The sequence below is a fragment of the Tsukamurella sp. NPDC003166 genome (genome assembly GCF_040611135.1).
In the GTDB taxonomy this organism is placed as follows: domain Bacteria; phylum Actinomycetota; class Actinomycetes; order Mycobacteriales; family Mycobacteriaceae; genus Tsukamurella.
Genome location: NZ_JBEXNL010000007.1, coordinates 1 through 23,507, shown reverse-complemented (window position 1 = coordinate 23,507; position 23,507 = coordinate 1). Strand labels below are relative to the sequence as shown.

The following is a 23,507-nucleotide window of genomic DNA, read 5'->3' as shown; positions in this document are numbered from 1 at the left end:
GGGCTCGGCGGCAAAGCAGAAGTCGGCCCGGATCCGCGCCGCGACCATGCGCTGAGTGCATAGCTCTGATCGCCGAAATGGTCTTTGAACTGCGAATTTACGGGGGCATGCGCGGGGCGCATAGGTTGTCGGAACGACACATGACTCTTTCGCGTCCGCCTGATCACCCCGTACGCGCCGGCCCAGCCGATCCCCCGGACCTCCTGCTCCCGGAACGCACGGTGCCCCGCCGGGCCGAAGCCGGGCGGGGCACCGTGAGCGCCGGGAGCGGAGCGAGCGGGCTCGGTCGTCGCCGGTGGGGACTACAGCGGGGTGACGGTGGCCGTCACGTGCGGGAAGCCCTTCTTGAGGTCCTTCGCCACGATCTCGGTGCCGCCGGTGGCCTCGTCGCGCGCGACGTAGAGGCCGATGCGGGCCGGCAGAATCACCGGCTTGCCGAAGCGCACGTGGTGCACGACCGCGTCGGGGATGTGGCCCTCGACGACGCGCAGCATCGCCGCGGCCGTCCACGCGCCGTGCGCGATCGAGGACGGGAAGCCGAAGGCCTTGCCGCCGATCGGCGACATGTGGATCGGGTTCCGGTCGCCGCTGACGCCGGCGTACTGCCGGATCAGCGAGCCGTTCACGGACAGCAGCGCGTCGGGGGCGCCGGGGCGGCCCTCCTTGGGCGCGCTGCCGCGGGCACCGTCGTCCCCCGACAGCGACGTGCGCTGCTGGATGAGCATCGTCGACACCTCGGACGCGACCGATGCGCCGGACGCATCGGTGAACTCCGTCGTGAAGTCGATGAGCATGCCCTTGCGGTGCTCGCGCAGGTTGCCCACCGACGTCCGCAGCGTCAGCGACTCGCCCGGCACCACCCGGCGACGCCGCGTGATGGTGTTCTCCACGTGCACGGAACCCACTGCGGCGGCGGGGAAGTCGTCGGCCAGGAACAGGTCCATGATCAGCGGGAAGGACAGCACGTAGAGGTACATCACCGGCACCTCGCCGGTGTTGCGCAGCCCCACGACCTCGCAGTACTCGCCGACCCGCGCGGGATCCACGTCGACGGTGAGCTCGACGGTCCGGTCCGGCAGTGCGGTCTCCAGCTTGAGTGGGCCCTGCTTGCCGACGACCGGCAGGATGCCGCGCAGCCCGCGGGTGAGCACCGACAGGCTCGACGGCGGCGCCTGCAGCACGGTCACGTTCTTGGCCATGTCAGGCCCCCAGCAGGCTCTGACCGCAGACGCGCACGACGTTGCCGGTCACGGCGGCCGACGACGGCGCCGCGAAGTAGGCGATGGTCTCCGCGACGTCGACGGTCTGGCCGCCCTGCTGCAGCGAGTTCATCAGGCGGCCGGCCTGCCGCGTGGCCAGCGGGATCGCGGCGGTCATGGCGGTCTCGATGAAACCGGGCGCGACGGCGTTGATGGTGATGTTCTTCTTCGCCAGGACCGGGGTGTAGGCGTCGACGAGACCGATGACGCCGGCCTTGGTGGCGCCGTAGTTGGTCTGGCCGCGGTTGCCCGCGATGCCGGCGATCGACGAGACGTCGACGACGGCGCCGCCCTCGTTCAGGGCGTCCTCCGCGAGCAGGGTGTCGACCAGCTGCTTCGGCGCCTTGAGGTTGACGGCCATGACCGAGTTCCAGCGCGACTCGTCCATGTTGGCGAGCAGCTTGTCGCGGGTGATGCCGGCGTTGTTGACGATGATGTCGAGGCCGTTGTGCCGCGACTTCACCAGCTCGGCGATCTTCTTGCCCGCGTCCTCAGCGGTCACGTCCAGCGGCAGCGCGGTGCCGCCGACCTTGTTCGCGACCTCGGACAGCGCCTCGCCGGCGGCGGGGATGTCGGCGGCGATGACGTGGGCACCGTCGCGCGAGAGGACCTCGGCGATGGTGGCGCCGATGCCGCGGGCGGCGCCGGTGACCAGCGCGACCTTGCCGGCGAGCGGCTTGTCCCAGTCGGCGGGGGCGGTCGCGTCCTTGTCCGTGACGCGGATGACCTGTGCGTCGACGTAGGCCGACTTGCCGGACAGGAGGAAGCGCAGCGTCGAGGCCAGACCCGAGGCGCCGGTCGCGGCCTTCGGGTGCACGTAGACGAGCTGGGCGGTGGCACCGTCGCGCAGCTCCTTGGCGACGGAACGCGTGAAGCCCTCGAGGGCGCGCGCGGCGATGTGCTCGTCGAGGTCCTCGATCAGCTCCGGGGTGGTGCCGAGCACCACGAGGCGCGCGCTGTTGCCCAGCGAGCGCATCTGCGGGGCGAAGAACTCGTACAGGCCGACCAGCTCGTCGATCGACGTGATGCCCGTGGCGTCGAAGACCGCGCCGCCGAGCTTCTCGGCGCCGCGGGCACCGCCGTTGTTGACGACGAGGTCGTAGTCGGCGAGCAGCTCGCGGACGGGCTCGACGAGGCGGCCCTTGCCGCCGAGGAGGACGGGGCCGGCGAGCGCGGGCTTGCCGGCTTGGTAGCGGCGCAGGACGGGCGGCTGGGGCAGGCCGAGGCGGCTGGCCAGGAAGGAGCCGGGGCCCGACTTCACGAAGGCCGCGTAGAAGTCCGTGCTGGGTGCATCAGGCATGTGGGGTACCTCATCCGTGTGGGGTTCCGATAGGCTATCGACAAGCAACTTACTCCAGAGTAAGAATACTCGGTAGTAGCAACCCTCGATCACTGGGAGAAACCCGTGGCAAACATCGAAACCCGCCCGGTCGCCATCCTCGGCGGAAACCGGATCCCCTTCGCCCGTTCGGACCGTGCGTACGCGAAGGCCAGCAACCAGGACATGTTCACCGCCGCCCTCAATGGTCTCGTGAGCCGCTTCAACCTGCAGGGCGAGCAGCTGGGCGCCGTCGTCGGCGGCGCCGTGCTCAAGCACAGCCGTGACTTCAACCTGATCCGCGAGTCGGTGCTCGGCAGCCCGCTCTCGCCGTACACCCCCGCGTTCGACGTGCAGCAGGCCTGCGCCACCGGCCTGCAGGCGATCAACGCCGCGGCCCAGGGCATCCAGCTCGGCCGCTACGACGTCGCCGTCGGCGGCGGCGTCGACACCACCTCCGACGCCCCGATCGGCGTCTCCGAGGGCATGCGCAAGGTGATGCTCGAGCTCAATCGGGCGTCGAGCACCGTCGACCGCCTCAAGCTGCTCGGCAAGCTCCCCGCCAACCTCGGCATCGACATCCCGCGCAACGGCGAGCCGCGCACGGGCATGTCGATGGGCGAGCACGCCGCCATCACGGCCAAGGAGTTCGGCGTCTCCCGCGCCGAGCAGGACGAGCTGGCCTACCTCAGCCACACGAAGATGGCGGCCGCGTACGACCGCGGCTTCTTCGAGGACCTGATCACCCCGTACCTCGGCCTGACCCGCGACGACAACCTGCGCCCCGGCAGCACCGTCGAGAAGCTCTCCACCCTCAAGCCCGTCTTCGGCGTCGCGCTGGGCGATGCGACGATGACCGCAGGCAACTCGACGCCGCTCACGGACGGCGCGTCGACGGTGCTGCTGTCCTCCGACGAGTGGGCCGCCGAGCGCGGCCTTCCCGTGCTCGCCTACCTCAAGGACGTCGAGTACTCGGCCGTGGACTACGTCGGCGGCAAGGACGGCCTGCTCATGGCGCCGACCTACGCGGTGCCGAAGCTGCTGGCCCGCAACGGCCTCACGCTGCAGGACTTCGACTTCTACGAGATCCACGAGGCCTTCGCCTCGGTCGTGCTCGCGACGCTGCAGGCCTGGGAGTCGCCCGAGTACTGCAAGGACCGCCTCGGCCTGGACAAGCCGCTCGGCTCGATCGACCGGAGCAAGCTCAACGTCAACGGCTCGTCGCTCGCGGCCGGGCACCCGTTCGCCGCGACCGGCGGCCGCATCGTGGCCTCCGCCGCGAAGCAGATCAAGGAGAACGGCGGCGGTCGCGCGCTGATCTCGATCTGCGCCGCCGGCGGCCAGGGCATCACCGCCATCATCGAGGGCTGATGTAGCAGGCCCCGGCCGCCTACAGTGGTGGGTATGAGCACGACGGACGACGTGGTCGAGAAGATCCTTCGCGACTACGACACCATCACAGTGGTCGGGGCCAGCGCCGATCCGGCGAAGGCGGCACACGACGTGCCCGCCTACATGCAGCACCGCGGATGGCGGATCATCCCGGTGAACCCGCACGCCGACGAGATCCTGGGCGAGAAGGTGTACCGCACACTGGCGGACGTCCCGGAGCAGGTCGGGCTGGTCGACGTCTTCCGGCCTTCGGAGTTCACCCCGGACATCGCCCGGCAGGCCGTCGCCGCGGGTGCGACCGCGCTGTGGTTGCAGTTGGGGATCCGCTCGGCGGAGGCCCGCGAGATCGCCGAATCCGCAGGGCTGCTGTACGTCGAGGACCGCTGCCTCATCATCGAGCAGCGGCGTACGCAGTTCTCGCGGAGGAAGGCATGAGCGTCGGCCTCGTGATCGTCCTCGTGGTCGCGGTGGTCGCCGTGCTCACGCTGGTCGGAGTCCTCTGGTTCGTCCGCGACTCCAACAAGCGGATCCGGGCGTTCGCCGATTCCGCCGACCTCATCCCCGGCCGGCCGGGCCGCGCGCCGGCGGAGTGGACCTCGTCCACGGCGCCCGAGGCGCTGCTGCATCAGCGGGTCCGCTACGCCATCGCCGACGTCCACCGCGGCGCTGTCGCCCCCGCGGTGCCGCCGCCTGCTGACTCGGCCGTACACGGACCCGAGTCGGACCTCGCCGCGCTCGACGACGCGGTTTTCACCCTCGACGACGCGATCATCGCCGCGGCGCAGTTGTCCGGCGAGGAGCGCACGACGGCGCTGGCGGAGCTGGAGCCCAAGGTCGCGGCGCTGGAGTCGCTGACCGGGACGCTGTGGGACGCACCGTCGGGCCGGCGTCGCGAGTTGATCGACGGGGTCACGGCCGCCTTGCGCCCGTAGCCCGGGCCCGGAGCACCGCGGACGCGACCGCTCGGAGGCGTACGCAGTCTCCCGGTCGGTCAGTCCTTGATCACCTGGATCTTGCTGCTGATACTGGTCTCGGTGGTGCAGATGCTCAGGAGCCCGTCGCTGCTCACGATGGATGGAGTGGAATTCGAGCAGCTCCATCCGCCGGCGGTGGTCACGAGCGAATTCGAGGTGGTGTACGAAGGGGCGCTCAGGTAGTCCTGGACGACCTTCTCCGCGACGTCGCACGACGACACGTCCTTCATCGTGACCCGGCCCGTCAGCCCGGAGAGGAAGTACGTCTGCGCGGTCCCCGACTGCGGGTACGTCACGGTGCCGCAGCGGGTGTAGCCCGCGGGGACCGTCGCGGTGGCCGTCGACCCGGCCGCGCTCGTGGTGGGCTGCGCGGCGGTCGTCGACCACGACCGGTCGTCGGCCGTGGCCGGAGTGGACGACGGTGACCCGATGACGCCGGTCGCCAGCAGGATGCCGACCCCGGCCGCCAGCGCGACGACCGCCACGCCACCGGCGACCAGCGCGGTGCGCTTGCCGCGGGATGCCCCTGCGGGTGCGGGCCCCGGAGACGGCCGGCGGACGGTCGTTGCGGCACCGGCAGGAACCGTGGGATCGGCGGGGACCGCGGGAACGGTGGGCGCGGGCGTCGCCGGGGTGGGCCCGGCGCGGAGCAGCGTCTCGGCCGCGGGATCGACCGGCTGTGCGGGACGATCCGCGGGCCGGGCCCGCGCCGGTGCGGTCGGCCCGGCTGGTGCGGTCGGCCCGGCTGGTGCCGCGGGACGGTCGGTGGGCCCGATCGCGGCGGCCAGGCCGGCGGCGAAGGCGGAGCAGGTGGGGTAGCGGTCCGCGGGGTTCTTGGCGAGCGCGCGTTCGAAGACGGCGTCGAGCTCGGCGGGCACGCCGGGGCGCCGCGCGGAGATCGGCGGGACGGGCGAGTTCAGGTGGTCGTTCATCAGCGCCGGGGCGCTCGGCTTGGTGAACGGTCCGGCCCCGGTGAGCAGGGCGTAGGCCGTGGCGGCGAGGCTGTATTGGTCGGCCGCACCGGTGATGCTCGCGGGGTCGGTGATGGCCTCGGGGCTGATGTAGGCCATGGTGCCGATCGTCAGCCCGGTCGACGTCAGGCTCGTGGACTCCCCGGCCGCCTTCGCGATGCCGAAGTCGGCGAGCTTCACGGCGTCGACGCGGCCCTGGTGGAAGGCGAGCAGGATGTTCGCCGGCTTCACGTCGCGGTGGGTGATCCCGCGCCGCTGGTACGCGTAGTCGAGGGCCGACGCGGCGCCGGTCACGATCTCGGCGACGAGGCCGAGCGGCAGCGGCCCCTCGCGCCGGAGGAGCTCGGCGCCGTCGACCCCGTCGACGTACTCCATCGCCAGCCACAGCATCTCGCCGGAGCTGCCGCGATTGTGCAGCGTCACGATGTTCGGGTGATTGAGGCCGGCCAGGAGGCCGGCCTCGCGGTCGAACCGGGCGCGGAAGTCGGCGTCGCGGGAGAGGGCACCGTCGAGCACCTTGAGCGCCTCCTGCCGCGGGAGGTGCGGATTCCGGACGAGGAAAACCTCGCCCATGCCACCCGCGCCCAACCGCCGGACGACGGGGTAACCGGCGATCTCCGAGCGGTCTGCGCCGGTCATGTTCCCCCTCGGTCACGGCATACTTCAGGCTGAAGATATCAATCCGCGCGGCGGTTGTCTGTCGTCCGATCGGCCGACACGACGGCGGGTCCCGCCGCCGGTTCGTGCTCACGTCGCGGTGGCTCAGGATGTCGGGTTGCGGTGAGGTGGAGCGTCTTCCACGCGCCCGCGACCGCGCAGGACCCGAAATCCTGAGCGGCTCTGCCGCGGTCCGCCCCAGAGAGGCTACGGCGCGACACGTGCGGCAAGCGAGGGTATGCATGGGATGTATGTCCTCTTCCGGATAGATAGGCCTTGACCTGCGACGACGCAGGGTATGCGGCGGGTGCATACCTTTTCGCGCCGGCGACCTGCCTATCGACGACCTACCTTGGGGGACGCCCGGGCCCGCAATCTTTCCACCGCGCGGCTGAGCACCCAGGCCAGGGGTACGGTGACCAGGGAGGTCACCACGACGATCGTCCACGTCGAGCCCTGGAACAGCGGGTAGTGCAGCACGTTGAGCACCACGACGTCCATCGCGATCACGTGGATCAGGAAGTACTCGTAGCTGATCGACCCCAGCCACATCATCGGCCGCGAGCCGAGCACTCCCGGCCTGCCGACGGCGAAGGCCGCCACCAGGAGCCCGCCGATCAGCGCCTCGAGCACGTACTTCGTCACGCCCTGTGGGGCGGTGGGCAGACGCAGGTCGAGCGGCCCAGCGGAGGGCGTCAGCAGCACCGCGAAGGCAGCCGCCGCGCCGAGCAGCAATGCCGGACGCGCCCACCGCTCCCACGACGCCGTCCGCACCCGGTCGATCATCAGCGCGACGACGATTCCGGCGGCGAAGGCTGCGGCGTAGGCGGGTGGCCAGGTGCGGGTGGTCTTGCCGAACAGGTTCGTCTCGATGACCAGCACCAGCCACCCGACGGACACCGCCACCATCGCCGCGGGCACGATCCACGCCAGCTGCCCGTACCGGACGATCGCGAACCCCAGCAGCGGCAGCACCAGGTAGAAGGCGAACTCGACGCACATGCTCCACATCTGCGAGAGCCCCGTGTGCACGTACCCGACCCCGTAGATCTGGGTGAAGGTCAGGTGCCGCACGTACCCGACCCAGCCCCGGCCGTGGGTGGAACCGTCGGGGCGCCACAGGTAGATCACGTAGACGACGGTGACCACGGTCCAATAGGCGGGCAGGATCCGCCACGCGCGATGGGCCGCGTAGCGCCGCACGTCGGGCCCTCGCCGCCCGGCGGCGGCCCCGCCGTCGCGCCCGTCGGGCCCGTCGCGCCCGGCGCGTACCGTCGACCGCGCTGCGGCGACCCAGGGCCGCACCAGCAGGAACCCGGACAGGGCGAAGAACACCGGCACCGCGGCCTGCAGCCGGGAGTAGGCGGCTCCCCAGACGTCGGGGGTGTAGTCGCCCGCCCAGAACGCGGCGTGGGTGACGCACACGGCGAACGCGGCGACCGCCCGCAAACCGGTGAGGGCGGGGAACTGCTGGGTGCGGGTAGCGGTGTCGATACGCGATTCAGATCTTGATCGCGGGCATGAGCCGGTCGAGGTTCCACAGTCGGTTGCGCCGCGCGGACAGGCACGAGACGGTGATCGAGATGACCCAGATGAACATCATCACCCCGATCGCGACCCAGAGCCGGTGGTCGATGCCGCCGAGCACGAGTTGCCGGAGACCGTTGACGCCGTAGGTCATCGGGTCGTACTTGTGCAGGACCTGGAACGGTCTGGCGGTGGTCTCCACCGGATACATGCCGCCGGAACTCACCAACTGCAGCATGAGCAGCGCCATGATCAGCACGCGCCCGACCGCAGGCCCGACCAGCGCGTTCACCGCCTGCGTGAACGCGATGAAGGCGAGCGAGACACCCATCATGAAGAACACCATCGCGATCGGATGGGCGACCTCCAGACCCAGCGCGAACCGCACCACGCAGTACAGGATCACCGCCTGGCACAGGCCGATCGCGGCGGCCGGGAGGTAACTGGCCATCACCACGCGGATCGCCAACACCTCCGCGGCGATGGCGCGGTTCTGCAGGGGCCGGAACACCATCCACAGCACCAGCGCACCGAAGAACAGCGCCAGCGTGAGGAAGAAGGGAGCCATGCCCGAGCCGAAGTTCGGTGCCCGGTTCTCGTGCGACGCGTCCAGCTGGACCGGCCCGCCGATCGTCTCGGCGACCTGGGAGGCCTGCTCGTCCGTCCACTTGGGTACTGAGCCCGCGCCCTCGTGCAGCTTGGTGGCCAGCTCGCGGCCGCCGGTGCGCAACTGCCCCGTCCCGTCCGAGAGCTTGCCGGCACCGTCGGACAGTTGGGTGATGCCGTCGTCGAGCGTGGCGTTCCCGGCCGCGAGCTGCGCCGCGCCGGAGCGCAACTGCGTGATCTTCGCGGTGAGGTCGGTGCCGGTGGTGCCCACTTGCCCGAGCATCGTCGCCAGGGGACTGCCGGGGGTGCGGAGCTGCTCGGTGAGCGTGGCGGCCGCGGACGACGCCGCGACGACCTGCTGCTTCGCGGCGGCGGGCACCGAGGCCTGCGCCAGCTGTGCCCGCACCGCCCGCAGGCCCTCCGCGGCCTGCCGGGCCGCCGGATCGGGACTGGCGGTGAGCTGCTTGATGGCGGCGTCGATGCCGGCGAGCGCGGCGTCCTGCGTCTTGATGAACACCCCGGCCTTGTCGGCGGCGTCGGCGAGGGCGGTGGCGCTCTGCTGGAGCTGCGCGGTGTTCCCGCCCAGCCCGGACAGCGCCCTCGTGATGGCGAGGATCGGGTCGGTGGCCTGGTTGATGCCGTCGGAGAGCTGCTGGGACCCGGTCCGCAGCTGCGCCGAGCCGGTCTTCGCGGTGGTCAGGCCCGTGGCGAGCTGTTTGGCGCCGTCGTCGGCGGTGTCCAGGCCGTCGGCGAGCTTGCCGGCACCGTCGGCGGCCTGTTCGATGCCCGCGCCGGCGGAGATGACCATCGACAGGACCTGATTGACGGCCTGTCCGGAGATCCGCGTGGACACCGCGTTGAGGACCTGCGCCATCGCCGACTGGCCGATGGTCGAGCTGACGTAGTTGTTGGCGTCGTTGTAGACCGCGCGCAGCTGTGCCTTCTCCGGCTTGCCGGACATGGGCGAGGCGATAGCAGAGGAGAAGTTCTCCGGCAGCTCGAGCATGAAGTAGTAGGTGCCGTCCTTGACGCCCTTCGCGGCCTCCGCGGGGGAGACGATGTGCCAGTCGAGGCTCTTGTCGTCCGCGAGGGACTTCTCCACCTCGGCGCCCGCGTTGATCTTCTGGCCCTTGACCTCGGTGCCCTTGTCGGCGTTGACCAGCGCGACCGGCATCTTGTTGACGTGGCCGAAGGGATCCCAGAAGGCCCACAGGTACAGCGCGCCGTACACCAGCGGCAGCAGCATGATCACGACGATCGCGGCGCGCGTGAGCCGGCTGCGCCCGAAGCGCTTGATCTCGGAACCGAAGGCCAGTCCGGCGACGATGGGAATGAGGCGGCTCTTCTTCTCGGACACGAGAATCAGTCCTTCCGGGTCAGGGCGCGTCGATCGTGCAGGGTGTGCTGGGGCGCGGTCCCGCCGAGGGGATTGGTCACCCCGACGATCACGGTGTACTGCTCGGCGATCGCCCCCAGCCGCTGCACGGCGTCGGCGCGGCCGGGGTTGTCGCGGACCTGCTCGAGGTCGCCGACGATGAGGATCGGGTGATTGCTGAGCAGGGCCAGGGTGATCCGGAGCAGGAACAGCTGCAGGTCCGTCAGCTCGACGATGCGGGTCCGCGGTCCGGGACGGTCGAGGTCGCCGAACACGCGGTCCATCTCGAGCCGCCCGGCGCTGAGCGGCACCATCGAGTACCAGGGCGCGAGCCAGCGCCGCTGTTCTGCCAGGACGGTCTCGACGGTGACCGACTCGTCCAGGTCGTCGATGCCCTCGAACGCCGCGACGGCGCACTTCTTGCGGATCGCGCCGGGGCTCCTCGCGCCCAGGGCGTCGACGGTGCCGTGCGTGGGCTTCAGGCGCCCGGCCAGCGTCAGGAGCAGCGCGTTCTGGTCCGGCCCCGCCGGCATCTGCACGGCGTGCAGGCCGCGGTCGAACTCCAGGTCGATGCCGCGGAACAGCGGTCCGTGCTCCCCGTCGACACCGAGGTCGTGCGCCGCGAGCACGACGTCAGTAGGGCGTGATTCGTCCATGGGCTCGGCTCTCCGTCTGTCGGGCGCGGGTCGTCACGAAGTTTACGGACCGGGAGGGGCGGCGGAGACGGAAGCATGGGTGGCACGGCGTGGGGACAGCGGAGGGCACCGCCGGGACGATTCCCGACGGTGCCCTGTGGTCCCGGCTGCGTTCTACGGGGTGGTGGTGTGAGAGGTCGTGCCGTCGGAGCGGACGGTGTCGCTGGTCACCGTCTTCTCGGTCGGCAGGTTCTTCGTCACGGCGTCGTCACCGGTGCCGGTGGTCTCGGTGCCCGTCGTGGTGGTCGTGGTGGTGGAGTTGCCGCTGACGACGGGGACGGAGGAGCTGGAGCCGGTGCCCGACAGGGTCAGCTGGTTGTTCGTCTCCGTGGTCTTCGTCGTGGTGACGGGCTCGGTCGGGTCGGTGTTGTCCGTGTTCGAGGTGGTCTTGGTGGTGGTCGTGCCACCCGTCACGCTGCCGGTGGTGCCGGTGACACCGGTGCGGTCGACAGTGCCACCGTCGAACGACCCGCCGACGTTGATCTTCCCGACGGGTGCCAGGTCGTTCGACTCCGCGCTGACCGACGCCTTGGGGGCGGTGAGCTTCGAGTTCGCACCGTTGAGCTCGAGGCCGCCGGTGTCGAATCCGCCGGTCACCGTGCCGTAGCCGGGGGAGGTGATCGACGCGGGGCCGTTCCAGTCCTCGTTGGTCAGCGCAGGTCCCACGAGGACGACCTTGCCCGACTTGTCGATGGCGATCTGCCCGGTGACCAGCCCGAAGTCCACCTTGCCCAGGCCGGGAATACTGGGGCCGCCGTAAATGGTTGGGCCGGCGAGCTTGAACCCGTTGTTATCGAGACTGACGTCGAACGGACCGTAGAACCCGGCGTCGCCGCCGAGGAGGTTCTTCACTGTGCCATCGACCCAGGCGCCTCCACTCGCCAAGCCGAAGCCGCCGTTGCCGATGTTCAGCGTCGGGGCCCAGCCGCTTGCTGCGGTCGAGGTGATGCCAAAGGGATCGACATACCTGGTGAGCTCGAAGAATGGGGCGCCACCGACGCCGCCGGAGCTACCCCAACTGAAGCCGGTCACGGTGCGTAGATCGCCGAAGAGGCCCTTGTACTCGATGACCCGGTCGTACACGCCCCACGGCCCGTCGGGGCTGGTGCCGGTGTAGGCGATCGGCTGGTTGTACAGCGACCCGAAGACGGGCGCGCTGATTCGGATCTGGTCGAAGGACTGCGTGCTCCCGAGCGACGCGTTCTGGGCCACTTTCACCACCGTGCCGACGACGGGGATGCCTTTCCAGGTCCCGATCACCTTGCCGATCACGGGCGCGCTCGCGTTGATCGCGTTGATCGCGCCCACCGTCCCTTGATTCAGGATCTTGGCGTACTGGGCCCCCGCGGCATCCGAACCGGGGATGACCTCGGCGTGGGCAACGCCGGTGCCGACGGTGAGGGCGGCTCCGGCGGCGACGACGGATGTGGCTGCGCTCGCGCGCTTCGCAGCGCGGGTGAGTGCGGTGGGTGCGGAATGACGACCCATACTAATGACCTCCGATAATTAGCCTGTGCCCCAATGGCTTTCGGGCTGTTTGAGAAGATCTTCGCATCTGAGGCTGACAAGTACGGAATCGCAGGGGTCGGTCCGGGCCATATTCATCCGTTCGGATGACAGACGACGGTGCCTCGCCGACCGTGAACCCAGAGCGGTCCGCGCCCTCCGCGCCGGCCGCGGGCGGCGCACCGTCGAACCCGGGAACGGGCGAGGGCGCCCCGACCGGTGGTCGGGGCGCCCTCGAGGTGCTCGGTGTTACGGAGCGACGATCAGAACGCGGCCTCGTCGAGGTCCATCGCCTGGTTGTCGACGGCCGCGACGACGTCCTTGACGGAGGTCAGCAGCGGCAGCATGTTGGCAGCGAAGAACTTCGCGACGCCGACCTTGCCCTCGTAGAAGGACTTGTCGGCGCCGGTGGCGCCGCCGTCGATCGCGGCCTGCGCGATGACGGCCTGGTGCAGCAGGCGCCAGCCGATCATCAGGTCGCCGAAGGCCATGAGGAAGCGCACCGAGCCGAGGCCCACCTTGTACAGCTCCTTGGGCTCCTGCTGCGAGGCGAGCGCGAAACCGGTGAGCGTGGCGGCCATGGCCTGCACGTCCTCGGCGGCGGTCTTCAGCAGCGCGACATCGGCGGCGAAGGCGCCGCCCGCGTTGGCCTCGATGAACGCGGTGATCTGGCCGGCCACGTGGCCGAGCGCGGCGCCACGGTCGCGGAGGATCTTGCGGAAGAAGAAGTCCTGCGCCTGGATGGCGGTGGTGCCCTCGTACAGCGAGTCGATCTTCGAGTCGCGGACGTACTGCTCGATCGGGTAGTCCTGCAGGAAGCCGGAGCCGCCGAAGGTCTGCAGCGACTCGGTCCCGAGCAGCGTGAAGGCGCGCTCGGAGCCGACGCCCTTGACGATCGGGAGCAGCAGGTCGTTGACCTTGTAGGCCATCTCCTCGTCGGCGCCCGACACGGGCGTCGCGGTGCGGACGTCCTGGTGCGCGGCGGTGTACAGGTACACGGCGCGCAGGCCCTCTGCGTAGGCCTTCTGCGTCAGCAGCGAGCGACGCACGTCCGGGTGGTGCGTGATGGTCACCCGCGGCGCGGTCTTGTCGGCCATCTGGGTCAGGTCGGCGCCCTGGACGCGCTGCTTGGCGTAGTCGAGCGCGTTGAGGTAGCCGGTCGAGAGGGTGCCGATGGCCTTGGTGCCGACCATCATGCGGGCGTGCTCGATGACCTTGAACATCTGGGCGATGCCCTTGATCTCCTCGCCCACGAGCCAGCCCTTGGCGGGCTTGCCGTGGCCGCCGAAGGTGACCTCACAGGTGGTGGAGGTCTTGATGCCCATCTTGTGCTCGACGCCGGTGACGTAGACGCCGTTCTCCTCGCCGAGGTTGCCCTGCTCGTCGAAGTGGTGCTTCGGCACGAAGTACAGGCCCAGGCCCTTGGTGCCCGGCGCGCCGCCCTCGGGGCGGGCGAGCACGAGGTGGAAGGTGGACTCGAACATCCCGTCCATGACCGCCGAGGTGATGAAGCGCTTCACGCCCTCGATGTGCCAGGAGCCGTCCTCCTGCTTGACGGCCTTGGTGCGGCCCGCGCCCACGTCGGAGCCGGCGTCCGGCTCGGTGAGCACCATGGTGGCGTTCCAGTTGCGCTCGGCGGCGATCTTCGCCCACTTCTTCTGCTCGTCGGTGCCCTCGTCGAAGAGGATCTGCGCGAAGCCGGGGCCCGCGGCGAACATGAAGACGGGCGGGTTGGCGCCGAGGAACAGCTCGCCGATGCCCCAGTACAGCGAGCGGGGCACGTCGGTGCCGCCCAGCTCGTCGTTCAGGCCGAGGTAGGCCCAGCCGCCGTCGGCGAAGATCGCCTGCGACTTCTTGAAGGCCTCGTTGATCTTGACCTCGTGGGTCTCGGGGTCGAAGACGGGCGGGTTGCGGTCGGCCTCGGCGAAGGACTCCGCGATGGGGCCCTCGGCCTGACGGGCCGCCTCGTGCAGCATCTCCTTGGCGGTGTCCTCGTCGAGGTCGCCGTACGCACCGGAAGCCAGCACCTCGCCGACGCCGAGATCCTCGAAGAGGTTGAACTCGATGTCGCGGACGTTGCTCTTGTAATGGCCCATGGGGCTGTTCCACCTTCTCAGATCAGGCTGTCGGGGTGTTACCTCTCGGTAAGTTACCGCTCGGTAATATCCATAGGATAACGCGCTCCCCGCGTGCGAACAAGTGCAAGCACCCTACGGTGTGATCACGTCGGCCCGGCGGCGCCGCGCCCGAACCGCCAGGTCAGTGCCGGTGCCGTGGTACGGGTCACTCTCGCGCCATTCCACGTGCTCCACCACCATGTCCTCGGGGAGAGCCTCGGAGACCTCCGCGGCGCCGAAGACGGGCAGGCCGGGATGCGAATCCGCCTGCTCGTGCGCGAGCAGCAGGAGCAGGCCGCCCGGCGCGAGGGCCTCCGCGGCGCGGGCGATCGCCGCCGCGCGGTGCTCGGGGGCGGGGTGCACGTACGCCCAGACCACGAGGTCGTAGGGCTGGTCCGGGACCTCGTCGGCGGTGATGTCGAGCGGGGTCCAGTGCAGCCGGGCCCGGACGGTGCGCGGCGACCGGGCCGCCACCGTGGCGGCCTTGTCCAGGCCGACGCGCGAGTAGTCGACCGCCGTCACGTCCCACGCCCGCGTTGCGAGCCACAGCGCGTGCCGCCCCTCGCCGGTGCCGACGTCGAGGGCACGGCCGGGCGGCAGGATCGTCACCTGCTCGACGATCCACGGGTCCGGTGGTGCGCCCCAGACCAGTTCGCTGGTGCGGTAGCGGTCGTCCCAGTCATGGGCGTTCACGAGGGCACCACCTGACGTGCGGTCGCGTCGGAGTCCGGGCGACAGTGTTGGTCGGCGATCAGCACAGCGCCTCCTTGAGGTACGCGACGTCGTCGGCGAGACCGTCGGCGGGGGTCTCGAGGATGATCGGCGCGCCGGCGGCGCGGGCCACATCGGCGAGCAGGTCGGGGTCGATCGTGCCGTCCTGCAGGTTCGCGTGCCGGTCCCGCGCGGAGTCGAACTCGTCGCGGGAGTTGTTGAGGTGCACCAGGTCGATGCGCCCCGTGATCGCCATGACCCGTTCGACGATGCCCAGCAGATCCTCGCCGCCGGCCCAGGCGTGGCAGGTGTCGAGGCAGAAGCCGGCGCCCTGGTCGCCCACCGCGTCCCACAGCCGGTCGATGGCCTCGAGCTGCCGCGCGATGGCGCCCTCGCCGCCGGCGGTGTTCTCGATCAGGATCGGTACGCCGAACCCGCCCTTCTCCGCCTGGCGCGTGAACAGCTTGCGCCAGTTCGCGATCCCCTCGTCGAGCGCCTCGCCCTCGCGGAGGTGGCCGCCGTGCACGACCAGGCCGAACGCGCCGAGGTCCGCGGCCGCTTGCGCCTGCAGGGCGACGGCGTTGCGGCTCGGCATGCGCAGCCGGTTGTTGAGGCTGGCGACATTGATCCGGTACGCGGAGTGCACGACGATCTCCAGCGGTGACGCCTTGAGTGCCTCCGTCTGCGGGTGCGGCTGCGGTTTGTCGAAGGACTGCGGGTCCTGCACGAACATCTGGATCACGTCCACGCCGAGTTTCTCGGCCGTCTCGACGGGGTGGGTGTCGCTGCGGACATGGGCACCGATTCGCATGGGTCTCAGCGTAGTGGCTCGGCGCCTGCGGGTCGGTGTGTCTCCTGCGGAAGCCATGCGTGGAGAGCATGGATCGGTTTTCGCAGGTAGGGGTCGATTTCCGTGAGGCAGGCCGTGCGTGGCGCGCATGGCACCCGGGCGCTCGGCCGCGTAGTCCGACGGTGCGCAGATCTTTCGAAGCGTTCTGCGACGGGATCTGCCTTGGGTCCAAGGGGCTAGCGCAGCACCCAGTCTGAAGGGTGATGCGCCCGAGAAGGACCGCGGCTCTCCCCTGTGGAGGACCGCGGTCCTGTGGATAACACGCGGTTCCCCGTGTCCCGGCAGGGCGGCTGAGGGAGGGCAGGGGCCTACCGTCGGGCCATGGAGACGGGGGTGTGGCGGGGCGAGCCCGCGACGGCGTACGCGCGGTGGGCTGCGCTCGAGGAACGGGCGGCGCGGGAGCTGGCGTCGGCGCTGGAGCGGGCGTCGGCGGAGATCCGATCCGGGGGAGGGGAACTCGCCGCGCGCCTCGCAGCGATCGAGCTGCCCGCCGCGGTCGTGGCGGGCGCACCGTCGAGCCCGGTGCGTTTGCCGACGCGCCCGCGCACCGCGGCGCAGCGCGACCTGGAGAACCGGGCCCGGCTGGCCGTCGATCTGGGCGGGAGCGGGCCTCACCGGAAGATCGCGGCGATCATCGCCGGCCGACTCGCCGAGCTCGCCCGGGGCGGTGAAACGGTGCAGCTCATCGAGTACGACCCGGCGGCTTTCGGAGGCGACGGTGCCGTCGTCGTCGCGATCGGCGACCTCGACGCCGCGCGCAACATCGGCGTCGTCGTACCCGGCATGGGGACTACGGCGGCATCCATCGGGTCGGTCACCCTCGATGCCGCGCGACTTCAGGTCGCGGCCCGCCGCGCCGACCCCACCACCGCGACGGCGACAGTCGCCTGGATCGGGTACGACGCGCCGTCGGGCCCCGCGGCGGCCGGACAGGTGCTCACCGGCGTCCACGCGCGCCGGGGCGCAGCAGAACTGCGCGCCGACCTCGCCGACCTGAGGCGGATGCGTCCGGACCGCCCGCGCGTGGTGGTGTTCGGGCACAGCTACGGATCCACGACGGTGGCCACGGCGGCTGCGGATGGGGCGCTCGCGGGCACCGTCGATGCGCTGGTCCTGCTGGGTTCGCCCGGCGCGGGGCCGGTGCGCTCGGCGGCGGAGACGGGCGTGCCGGTGTACGTGGCCCGCGACCGCGACGACCCGGTGCCGGCGGCGGGCGGGTTCGACGGTGCCGGGCGTGCCCTGCGGCGCCTCTGGGGTGTGGAACTCGGCCTCGGGGCGGACCCGTCCGCGCCCTCGTTCGGGGCGACGGCGCTGCCCGCGGGCGGGCCGGCCGGATTCGGCGTGGCCGCACACTCGGGGTACTTCGACGAGGAGTCGTCGTCGCTGGGGGCGTTCGCGGAGGTGCTGGTGGGCGCACGATCCGCTGCACGGTGACGAGGTACGGCAGGACGGGGGACCGGATGACCGGTGGCAAGGTGCATCGACGGAGGTGGTGGGAACGGATGCGCGGCGATGAGGTGGATCTGGTTGCGGTGGAGCGGATCGCCGCGAACTGGGAGAAGACGGCCGTCGGGTTCGCCGCGCAGGCCGCGGCGTGGCGAGCGACCACGGGACCGCCGGAGGTGATCGACTTCGCCGCCCGAGCAGCCACGACGCTCGCCGGCCACGCGGAGGCGGCGAGCGCCGCGGCGCGGCGGCTGCGGGACTACTGCGCGACGGTCGTGGCGACCGACGAGGACGGCGCCCGCAGCGTGCGGTGCGCGATCCAGGCTGCGGCCAGCATGAGTACCACGCCGATCGCGGAGGTCACGGAGACGCCGGCGTCGAACGCCTGACCGGCGGCCCGGACCAGGGCGTCGGCGGCGTCGGCGGGCAGCTGCGTGGCGACGTGATGCGCGCCCGCCAGGGTCTCGGTGGCGGGCGCGGCCTGCGCGCCGGTGACGCCGGCGGGGAGCACGAGGTTGGCGGCGTACGCACCGGCCAGGATCGAGCCGAGCACCGCGGTGCCCAGCACGGAGCCCAGCTCGTACGCCGTCTCGGACACCGCGGATGCCGCGCCGGCCTTCTCCGCGGGGACCGAGGAGACGATCATGTCGTTCGAGAGTGTCTCCGCGGCACCGATTCCCACGCCGAGCATCGCGAACGCGATGAGCACGGCGAGCGTGGACTCGGGCGAGGCGAACGCGGCGACCACGGCGTACGCCGCGGCGGAGGTGAGCATGCCCCAGACCACCACGGTCGACGGCGCGATCCACCGCACGGCGCGCACCACGTACAGCCCGGCGACCATCATGGTGATCAGGCCCGGGACCAGCGCCCAGCCGGCGTCCATCGGGCTCATCCCGACCACCAACTGGAGGTGCTGGCTGACGAAGAACATGAAACCCACCAGCGAGAACACGCTGAGCAGGTTCACGGCGACCGCGCCGGAGAAGCGGCGGTTCGTGAACAGCCGGACGTCGAGCATGGGGTCCGCGCGGTGGAGCTGGCGGTGGATGAACAGCGCGGTCGCGACCACGCCCACGGCGAGCGGCACGACGACCGACAGTGCATCGCCGCCCTTGGCGAGGCTCTTCACGGCGTAGACGATCGGGGTCAGTGCGAGCAGCGACAGCGCGATCGACACCGGGTCGATGCGGCCCGGGTTCGGGTCGCGCGACTCGGGCACGAAGATCGGGGCCAGCACGAGCAACGGGATCAGCACGGGCACAGCCATGAGGAAGACCGAGCCCCACCAGAAGTGCTCGAGGAGGAAGCCGCCCACGATCGGGCCGAGCGCCGCGCCGGCGGCAAAGAAGGACGCCCAGACCGCGATGGCCAGCCGGCGCTGCTGCGGATCGGCGAAGATGTTGCGCAGCAACGACAACGTGGACGGCATGAGCATCGCACCGAAGAAGCCGAGGCCTGCGCGGGCGGCGATGAGTGCGACTGCGGTCGGGGAGTAGGCGGCCACCACCGACATCGCGGCGAAGCCGGTTGCGCCGAGCAGCAGCAGCCGGCGGCGGCCGAACCGGTCACCGAGGCTGCCCATCGAGACCAGCAGTCCGGCCAGCACCAGCGGGTAGACGTCGATGATCCACAACTGCTGGGCCGCGGTGGGGTCGAGGGTGGCGGCGATCGAGGGCAACGCGAAGCCGAGCACGGTCCCGTCGATGGACACCAGCAGCACCGGAAGCATGAGGACCGCGAGCGCGCCCCAATCGCGCACCGTGGCGCGCGAGGACGCGGTCGTGGTGGGGAGCGTGGTGGTCATGGCGGCACTTCCTGAGGTGTCGTGGCTTTTCGAGTTCGCCGTTACTGTACCAGCTGGACGGTACAGAAACGAGAGACCGCGATCACCCCTACGATGCGAGGTGTGCCACCCCCTCCCGCCGCCCGCGCCAAGCTTCTCGACGCCTTCGTGAAGATCCTCATCGAGCACGGCGAACGCGCTGCGACGCTCGAGGCCGTCGCCGCCGAGGCCGGGGTCAGCAAGGGCGGCCTGCTCTACCACTTCGGGTCGAAGAAGGCCCTGGTCGATGGGCTCTGCGACTGGCTCGACGAGCTCGTCACCGCCGACGTGGAGCTGATGGCCGCCGCGCCCGAGGGGGCCGTGGAGTACTACGTGCGCACCTCGAACTACGACGACTCGCCGCTCGACCGCGCGATCGTCGCGGTGCTGCGGCTGAGCCAGGCCGCGAACGACCGTGCCGAGCGTGCGATCCGCTCGATGCAGGACCGCTTCCTCGCGACGGTGCAGGAGCAGGTGCCCGAAGAGGCCACCGCCCGCGCGGTGCTCCTCCTCGGCGACGGCCTCTACTACGACGCCGCCCTCAGCGGCGGCCGCCGCCGCGCCACCGACGAGCAGATGGCAGGCCTGCTTGCCGTCGTCGCCCGCATGGTCGACGGGGCGCCCTGACGTCCCGATAGACGGTCGTCCTGTCTGTGTGTCGCGAGCGGGTGACGCTGTTGCGGACACGGGGCGTGTTACACCTGCGACCTGGGCGAACGGATCAGTCCTCGGGTTGTCTCAGGAACGATCCAATGTAGACACTCCTTGCCTTGTCGCGGCCGGAGGGCGGAAGTTCCGCCGTGTCGTAACCGGACTGATCTGAGGTTCAACATCGCGGATCGTTCGCGAATGAAGTAGCGTACCAAGAGTGAAGTCATTGCTGTCGCAGCTTCTAGGCGTAATGGGAATATTCTTCGTGGCTCTGATCAGCTTCGCTGTAAGCGTCGGTCTGGCACGGTGGATCGGTGGCCTATTGCAGTTGGACCTTCCGTCAGGAGCTTCAAAGCTCGCAATCTGTCTCACAGCAATTCCGATCGCCTACTCGGCGATGGCTATAGCAGAGGCAATACGATCGGGTAGCGGTCCGCGCAGCCGCCCACGCCCCTGGCCTTACTTCGTCATCTTGGTTAGCTGGATAATCAGTAGTGTGTCTGCAGTTTGGGTCGCCACTAGGCAGCCATTTAGCAGTTGGAATGACTGGGCTCAGATCACTCTCGGATTCGCATTAGCAGCAGCGATATTTACAACACTAAGCCTAGCCGCCTATCTTTCTGCGAGACATAAAGATAGATAGGCGTGCCACACAAAAGGGATGGATACCGGAGAGCCTAAGAGGGGATCACGCAAACAGTGAATTTCCTAATAGGATGGAGATAGTTCTTTTCTGTCGATCGACACAGCGAGGGGTCCGCGGTGCCTGCAATCACTCGACTAAGTTGCCAGCGATCTTTGGAGCTTACCTGGCACGGTTGGGAGTAGTTGTCTGCAACGCTTACGCACTTTCTTGGCGTCCAATTGATATCCATGCATGCGGTCCATCCGTCTTTATGGTTCGCATAGCCGCGAAACAGTTTTTGATCGACGTCACCGGTGCATTCGCCAGGCCACTTTACCAGTTGGACCACCTTGACCACCGCCTGCGCACTCTTACAGTCCGTGGCGACGAACTCGGCCGTCGGGGACTGCCCCCTAACCCTCCCGCATACGCCTGGCCTGGGCGCATCCGTAGTCTCATCACTACGTACTGACGGGGCAATAATCTGCCCCGGGATGAGGTCATATGGGCCATAGAAATTTGGCGTCGAAGAGGATGGACTCGCCTCGGGGCTCGGTGCGGACCCGGGGGTGCCGCAAGCACTCAGAGAGACTGTCATGCACATTAGTGCTGCTGACACAGCAACACCTCTTGTTACTCGCTTCTTTGGAGAAGCTGTAGCGCAACTATCGCTGGTTCGCATAGCGATGACGTCTCCTCTTATTCTCGACAGGCGCACAAGCTACTACTTACTGCTCATCAGGTATGCCGTGCAGACTTTCCATTGATTGTCCTGCTTACCCTTAAGCAGGGTGAAGGATGCAACAAATTCGCGCGCAGCAGAATCATTCGGGTAGCGAATTTTGGCCTGTGCATAGATTTGGCCTACGAGGCCAGCTTCGGAGAAGTATCTGAAATTTCCGATATTATCTACGTGATATCGGGTAGCAGATGGTGCTCCGTCTCCGGCGAAGTCCATTAGGCCACCAAGATCTGTGATGGCGCGCGCCTTCAATTCGCCGCAGCTGTTGTCCGCAATGTATTTGTAGTCGTTGCTGTTGTAGCGTTCTATTAGATTGCTGACTGCCTCAATAGAGCGCTTTTCAGAGTCTGAAACAGTGGTCTCAGACGGGTTGTTTCGACCGAAACTGTATCCCGAGAACGCTGCAACTGCCACTATTGCGACGGCTAACAAGGCGAACGCCAAGATCATTCGCTTCGATGTCCGATCCGCTGTAGGCGGCGACTGAGTGCCCTCCTGATCGCTCCGATCAGTCTCTTCTTCACTCATTGACGAGTGCTCCTCTCTTCTGGTCGGCGGAGTTCAGAGCGGACGAGGACGCGCTAGCGGCATTCATCATAGCGCCACTGACCTTCTTCTTTAACCCATGATCGAGGGCTCTTGTCATCATTGTAAGAATTAGGTACATCCTGGAAGATCGCCTGAATTTTCGCAGTGCTTGGCGTCTGTTCCGTTAAGACGATGATAAACGGTTCGCGGTATTTGGACAGCTTTCTCCACGAGTACAATGATGTGGCGGCGGCTATGTATTTGTCTTCCGCAACAGCTTCTCGACATTTTTGGGATCTGTACCCATATGCCTTGCGGTAGTCGCCTGCAACGACTGCGCTGTACATCCCCACGGCGGCGTCGTGCGCCTCTTTCGAACTGTCACTAGTTGGTGCGACTGTGGACGACACCGTGGGGCCGAGATCCTTATTACCCGTGCAGCCTGCTGCGACGAGCGAAATCGATGCGGTAACGATAATCGCTTTTGACAGGCGCGTCGAGGCGGCGCATGAAGCCAACATTCCTCGGTTTACGCGGCGCCGCATGTTGTTCACGTTCACTTCCTCTATTCGTTGACTGATCGGACTAAACGATGCACGCCGGATAGGGAGAGCAGCTCGGCGCTGGAGCCGGAGTGGTTTCCGGCTGGGGCTCAGTAACAGGAGGGACAGGCGGCGTGGGTTCGCTAACGGGTGCTGGCTCTGCGGGTGGCGCGGGCACTGGGCTTGGGGCCGGGTTTGAACCTCCAGTACCCTGCTCGCCTCCGCTATCGCTGCCCTCGCCGCTGTCGCCGCTGTCGCCGCTGTCGCCGTCGCCGTCACCTTCGTCTTCGCCGTCCCCAATCTTGGGCAGATCCAGTCCGAACGCATCGTTTAGGAATCCGACGCACGAATCATAGAGATCCGAGATCCCGAGTATGCTGAGGATTAGGAGGAGAACCTTCTTGTTTGTTGCAATCTTACCGAGTATTTTGCCTATCTTCTCGGCGTTGCTCTTGCGTTCCTTTTCGGCTTCCTTGAGGTAGTCTGCAACCTCGTCCGCGATCTTCTTGATAGCTTTGCTCTTCTTGGCCAATCGACGGAGGACGTCGAGGATCTTCGCTACTCCGCCGATCATGCCGATCATTTTGGCGATATTCATTAGGCAGTCAGCTGCTGAATCCCAGCGGTCCTTTAGGCACTTGAGGTTGTAGGGAGCGCAGCCAAAGATTCCGAGATTGGTTGTTTCGTTCGAGGCGCCTGGGCTGGCAACAGGGCTGATGCAGGCGCACCCGTCGGCGGGGAAGGAAATTGGAGCCCGAGAATAGGGTCCGACTGCCCCGCCGCCTCCGCCAAGGCCCGTGGAGATCGCGGGAAGACCGTTCTGCCAGTCTTCGACGCATTGCGTGTAGCGCAGTACTTGTTGGGGCGTTACTTCGTTCCCATCAGAAGGCTGTTGCTGCGGTACATCAGGGGACGAAGGAGGACGCGATGGGCTGCTCGGCGGAGCCAATGTGGTTGGCGAAGGCGAAGCCGGCTGTGTCGAAACCCCAGGAGCCTGAGTCGGACCGAAGATACCGTTTGGGTTGGTGGTGGGTTGGTTCGGGGTTTGGACGTTCATGCCGTTGCCGCCCTGGTTGGGGGTGGGGTCGGACGGCGTGAACCGCCCCGGGGTGTCCGGAGACTGACTCAAACAGTCACCGGCACCTGGTGGTGGGGTGTCCTCGCAGCGTAGTACGCGGCCTCCAACTCCG

Annotated in this window: 19 protein-coding genes; 5 read left to right on the top strand and 14 right to left on the bottom strand. The window is 68.5% G+C overall.

The features are described 5' to 3' along the window. Positions 1-302 precede the first annotated feature (302 nt). Complete coding sequence (locus tag ABZX10_RS10295; RefSeq protein ID WP_355538308.1) at positions 303-1,199, bottom strand: MaoC/PaaZ C-terminal domain-containing protein; 897 nt, start codon at positions 1,197-1,199, stop codon at positions 303-305. A 1-nt stretch (position 1,200) separates the two neighbouring features. Then, positions 1,201-2,559 carry a 3-oxoacyl-ACP reductase gene (locus ABZX10_RS10290; protein ID WP_355538305.1) on the bottom strand — a complete coding sequence of 453 codons (1,359 nt, stop codon included), beginning with the start codon at positions 2,557-2,559 and terminating at the stop codon, positions 1,201-1,203. A gap of 105 nt (positions 2,560-2,664) precedes the next feature. Between ABZX10_RS10290 and ABZX10_RS10285 the strand changes: the two genes are divergently transcribed. Genes ABZX10_RS10285 through ABZX10_RS10275 form a run of 3 tightly spaced genes read left to right on the top strand, consistent with a single transcriptional unit; the run spans position 2,665 to position 4,901 of the window. Further along, a complete protein-coding gene (locus ABZX10_RS10285; protein ID WP_355538302.1) occupies positions 2,665-3,948 on the top strand; it encodes an acetyl-CoA C-acetyltransferase in 1,284 nt (427 codons plus the stop codon). A gap of 33 nt (positions 3,949-3,981) precedes the next feature. Further along, positions 3,982-4,404, top strand: coding sequence for a CoA-binding protein (locus ABZX10_RS10280; RefSeq protein ID WP_355538299.1), 423 nt, complete (start codon positions 3,982-3,984; stop codon positions 4,402-4,404). Continuing rightward, complete coding sequence (locus tag ABZX10_RS10275; protein WP_355538296.1) at positions 4,401-4,901, top strand: hypothetical protein; 501 nt, start codon at positions 4,401-4,403, stop codon at positions 4,899-4,901. Before ABZX10_RS10280 ends, ABZX10_RS10275 begins: the two co-directional genes overlap by 4 nt. Before the next feature lie 59 nt (positions 4,902-4,960). Here ABZX10_RS10275 and ABZX10_RS10270 read toward each other — a convergent pair whose 3' ends face one another. From ABZX10_RS10270 to ABZX10_RS10235, 8 genes are all read right to left on the bottom strand, one after another. Continuing rightward, complete coding sequence (locus tag ABZX10_RS10270; RefSeq protein ID WP_355538293.1) at positions 4,961-6,553, bottom strand: protein kinase; 1,593 nt, start codon at positions 6,551-6,553, stop codon at positions 4,961-4,963. A 354-nt stretch (positions 6,554-6,907) separates the two neighbouring features. Further along, entirely contained in the window at positions 6,908-8,020 is a 1,113-nt protein-coding gene (locus tag ABZX10_RS10265) for an acyltransferase (protein ID WP_355538290.1), read from the bottom strand. 52 nt (positions 8,021-8,072) lie between these two features. Next, positions 8,073-10,031 (bottom strand): YhgE/Pip domain-containing protein, encoded by a 1,959-nt coding sequence (locus ABZX10_RS10260; protein ID WP_355538779.1) that lies wholly within the window; start codon positions 10,029-10,031, stop codon positions 8,073-8,075. Between the two features lie 35 nt (positions 10,032-10,066). After that, positions 10,067-10,735 (bottom strand): hypothetical protein, encoded by a 669-nt coding sequence (locus ABZX10_RS10255; protein WP_355538287.1) that lies wholly within the window; start codon positions 10,733-10,735, stop codon positions 10,067-10,069. Between the two features lie 153 nt (positions 10,736-10,888). After that, complete coding sequence (locus ABZX10_RS10250; RefSeq protein WP_355538284.1) at positions 10,889-12,262, bottom strand: hypothetical protein; 1,374 nt, start codon at positions 12,260-12,262, stop codon at positions 10,889-10,891. A 281-nt stretch (positions 12,263-12,543) separates the two neighbouring features. After that, on the bottom strand, positions 12,544-14,376 hold the full coding sequence (locus ABZX10_RS10245; protein ID WP_355538281.1) for an acyl-CoA dehydrogenase: 1,833 nt from the start codon (positions 14,374-14,376) through the stop codon (positions 12,544-12,546). Between the two features lie 114 nt (positions 14,377-14,490). Continuing rightward, complete coding sequence (locus tag ABZX10_RS10240) at positions 14,491-15,090, bottom strand: methyltransferase domain-containing protein (RefSeq protein WP_355538278.1); 600 nt, start codon at positions 15,088-15,090, stop codon at positions 14,491-14,493. A 58-nt stretch (positions 15,091-15,148) separates the two neighbouring features. After that, positions 15,149-15,919, bottom strand: coding sequence for a deoxyribonuclease IV (locus ABZX10_RS10235; protein WP_355538275.1), 771 nt, complete (start codon positions 15,917-15,919; stop codon positions 15,149-15,151). Positions 15,920-16,279: 360 nt separating this feature from the next. Here ABZX10_RS10235 and ABZX10_RS10230 point away from each other — a divergent pair, with 360 nt between their 5' ends. Continuing rightward, on the top strand, positions 16,280-17,392 hold the full coding sequence (locus ABZX10_RS10230; RefSeq protein ID WP_355538272.1) for an alpha/beta hydrolase: 1,113 nt from the start codon (positions 16,280-16,282) through the stop codon (positions 17,390-17,392). A 271-nt stretch (positions 17,393-17,663) separates the two neighbouring features. Here ABZX10_RS10230 and ABZX10_RS10225 read toward each other — a convergent pair whose 3' ends face one another. After that, complete coding sequence (locus ABZX10_RS10225) at positions 17,664-19,211, bottom strand: MFS transporter (protein ID WP_355538269.1); 1,548 nt, start codon at positions 19,209-19,211, stop codon at positions 17,664-17,666. A 102-nt stretch (positions 19,212-19,313) separates the two neighbouring features. On the opposite strand from ABZX10_RS10225, the gene ABZX10_RS10220 reads away from it, so the two are divergent. Beyond that, on the top strand, positions 19,314-19,856 hold the full coding sequence (locus ABZX10_RS10220) for a helix-turn-helix domain-containing protein (protein ID WP_355538266.1): 543 nt from the start codon (positions 19,314-19,316) through the stop codon (positions 19,854-19,856). A gap of 1,373 nt (positions 19,857-21,229) precedes the next feature. On the opposite strand, the gene ABZX10_RS10215 is transcribed toward ABZX10_RS10220, so the two are convergent. From ABZX10_RS10215 to ABZX10_RS10205, 3 genes are read right to left on the bottom strand one after another with little or no spacing between them, the layout of a single operon-like run. After that, positions 21,230-21,775, bottom strand: a complete 546-nt coding sequence (locus tag ABZX10_RS10215; protein ID WP_355538263.1) for a hypothetical protein — start codon at positions 21,773-21,775, stop codon at positions 21,230-21,232. Between the two features lie 53 nt (positions 21,776-21,828). Beyond that, positions 21,829-22,329: a hypothetical protein gene (locus tag ABZX10_RS10210; RefSeq protein WP_355538260.1), complete on the bottom strand. Its 501-nt coding sequence runs from the start codon at positions 22,327-22,329 to the stop codon at positions 21,829-21,831. A gap of 31 nt (positions 22,330-22,360) precedes the next feature. Continuing rightward, positions 22,361-22,900 carry a hypothetical protein gene (locus ABZX10_RS10205; protein ID WP_355538257.1) on the bottom strand — a complete coding sequence of 180 codons (540 nt, stop codon included), beginning with the start codon at positions 22,898-22,900 and terminating at the stop codon, positions 22,361-22,363. Positions 22,901-23,507 lie beyond the last annotated feature (607 nt).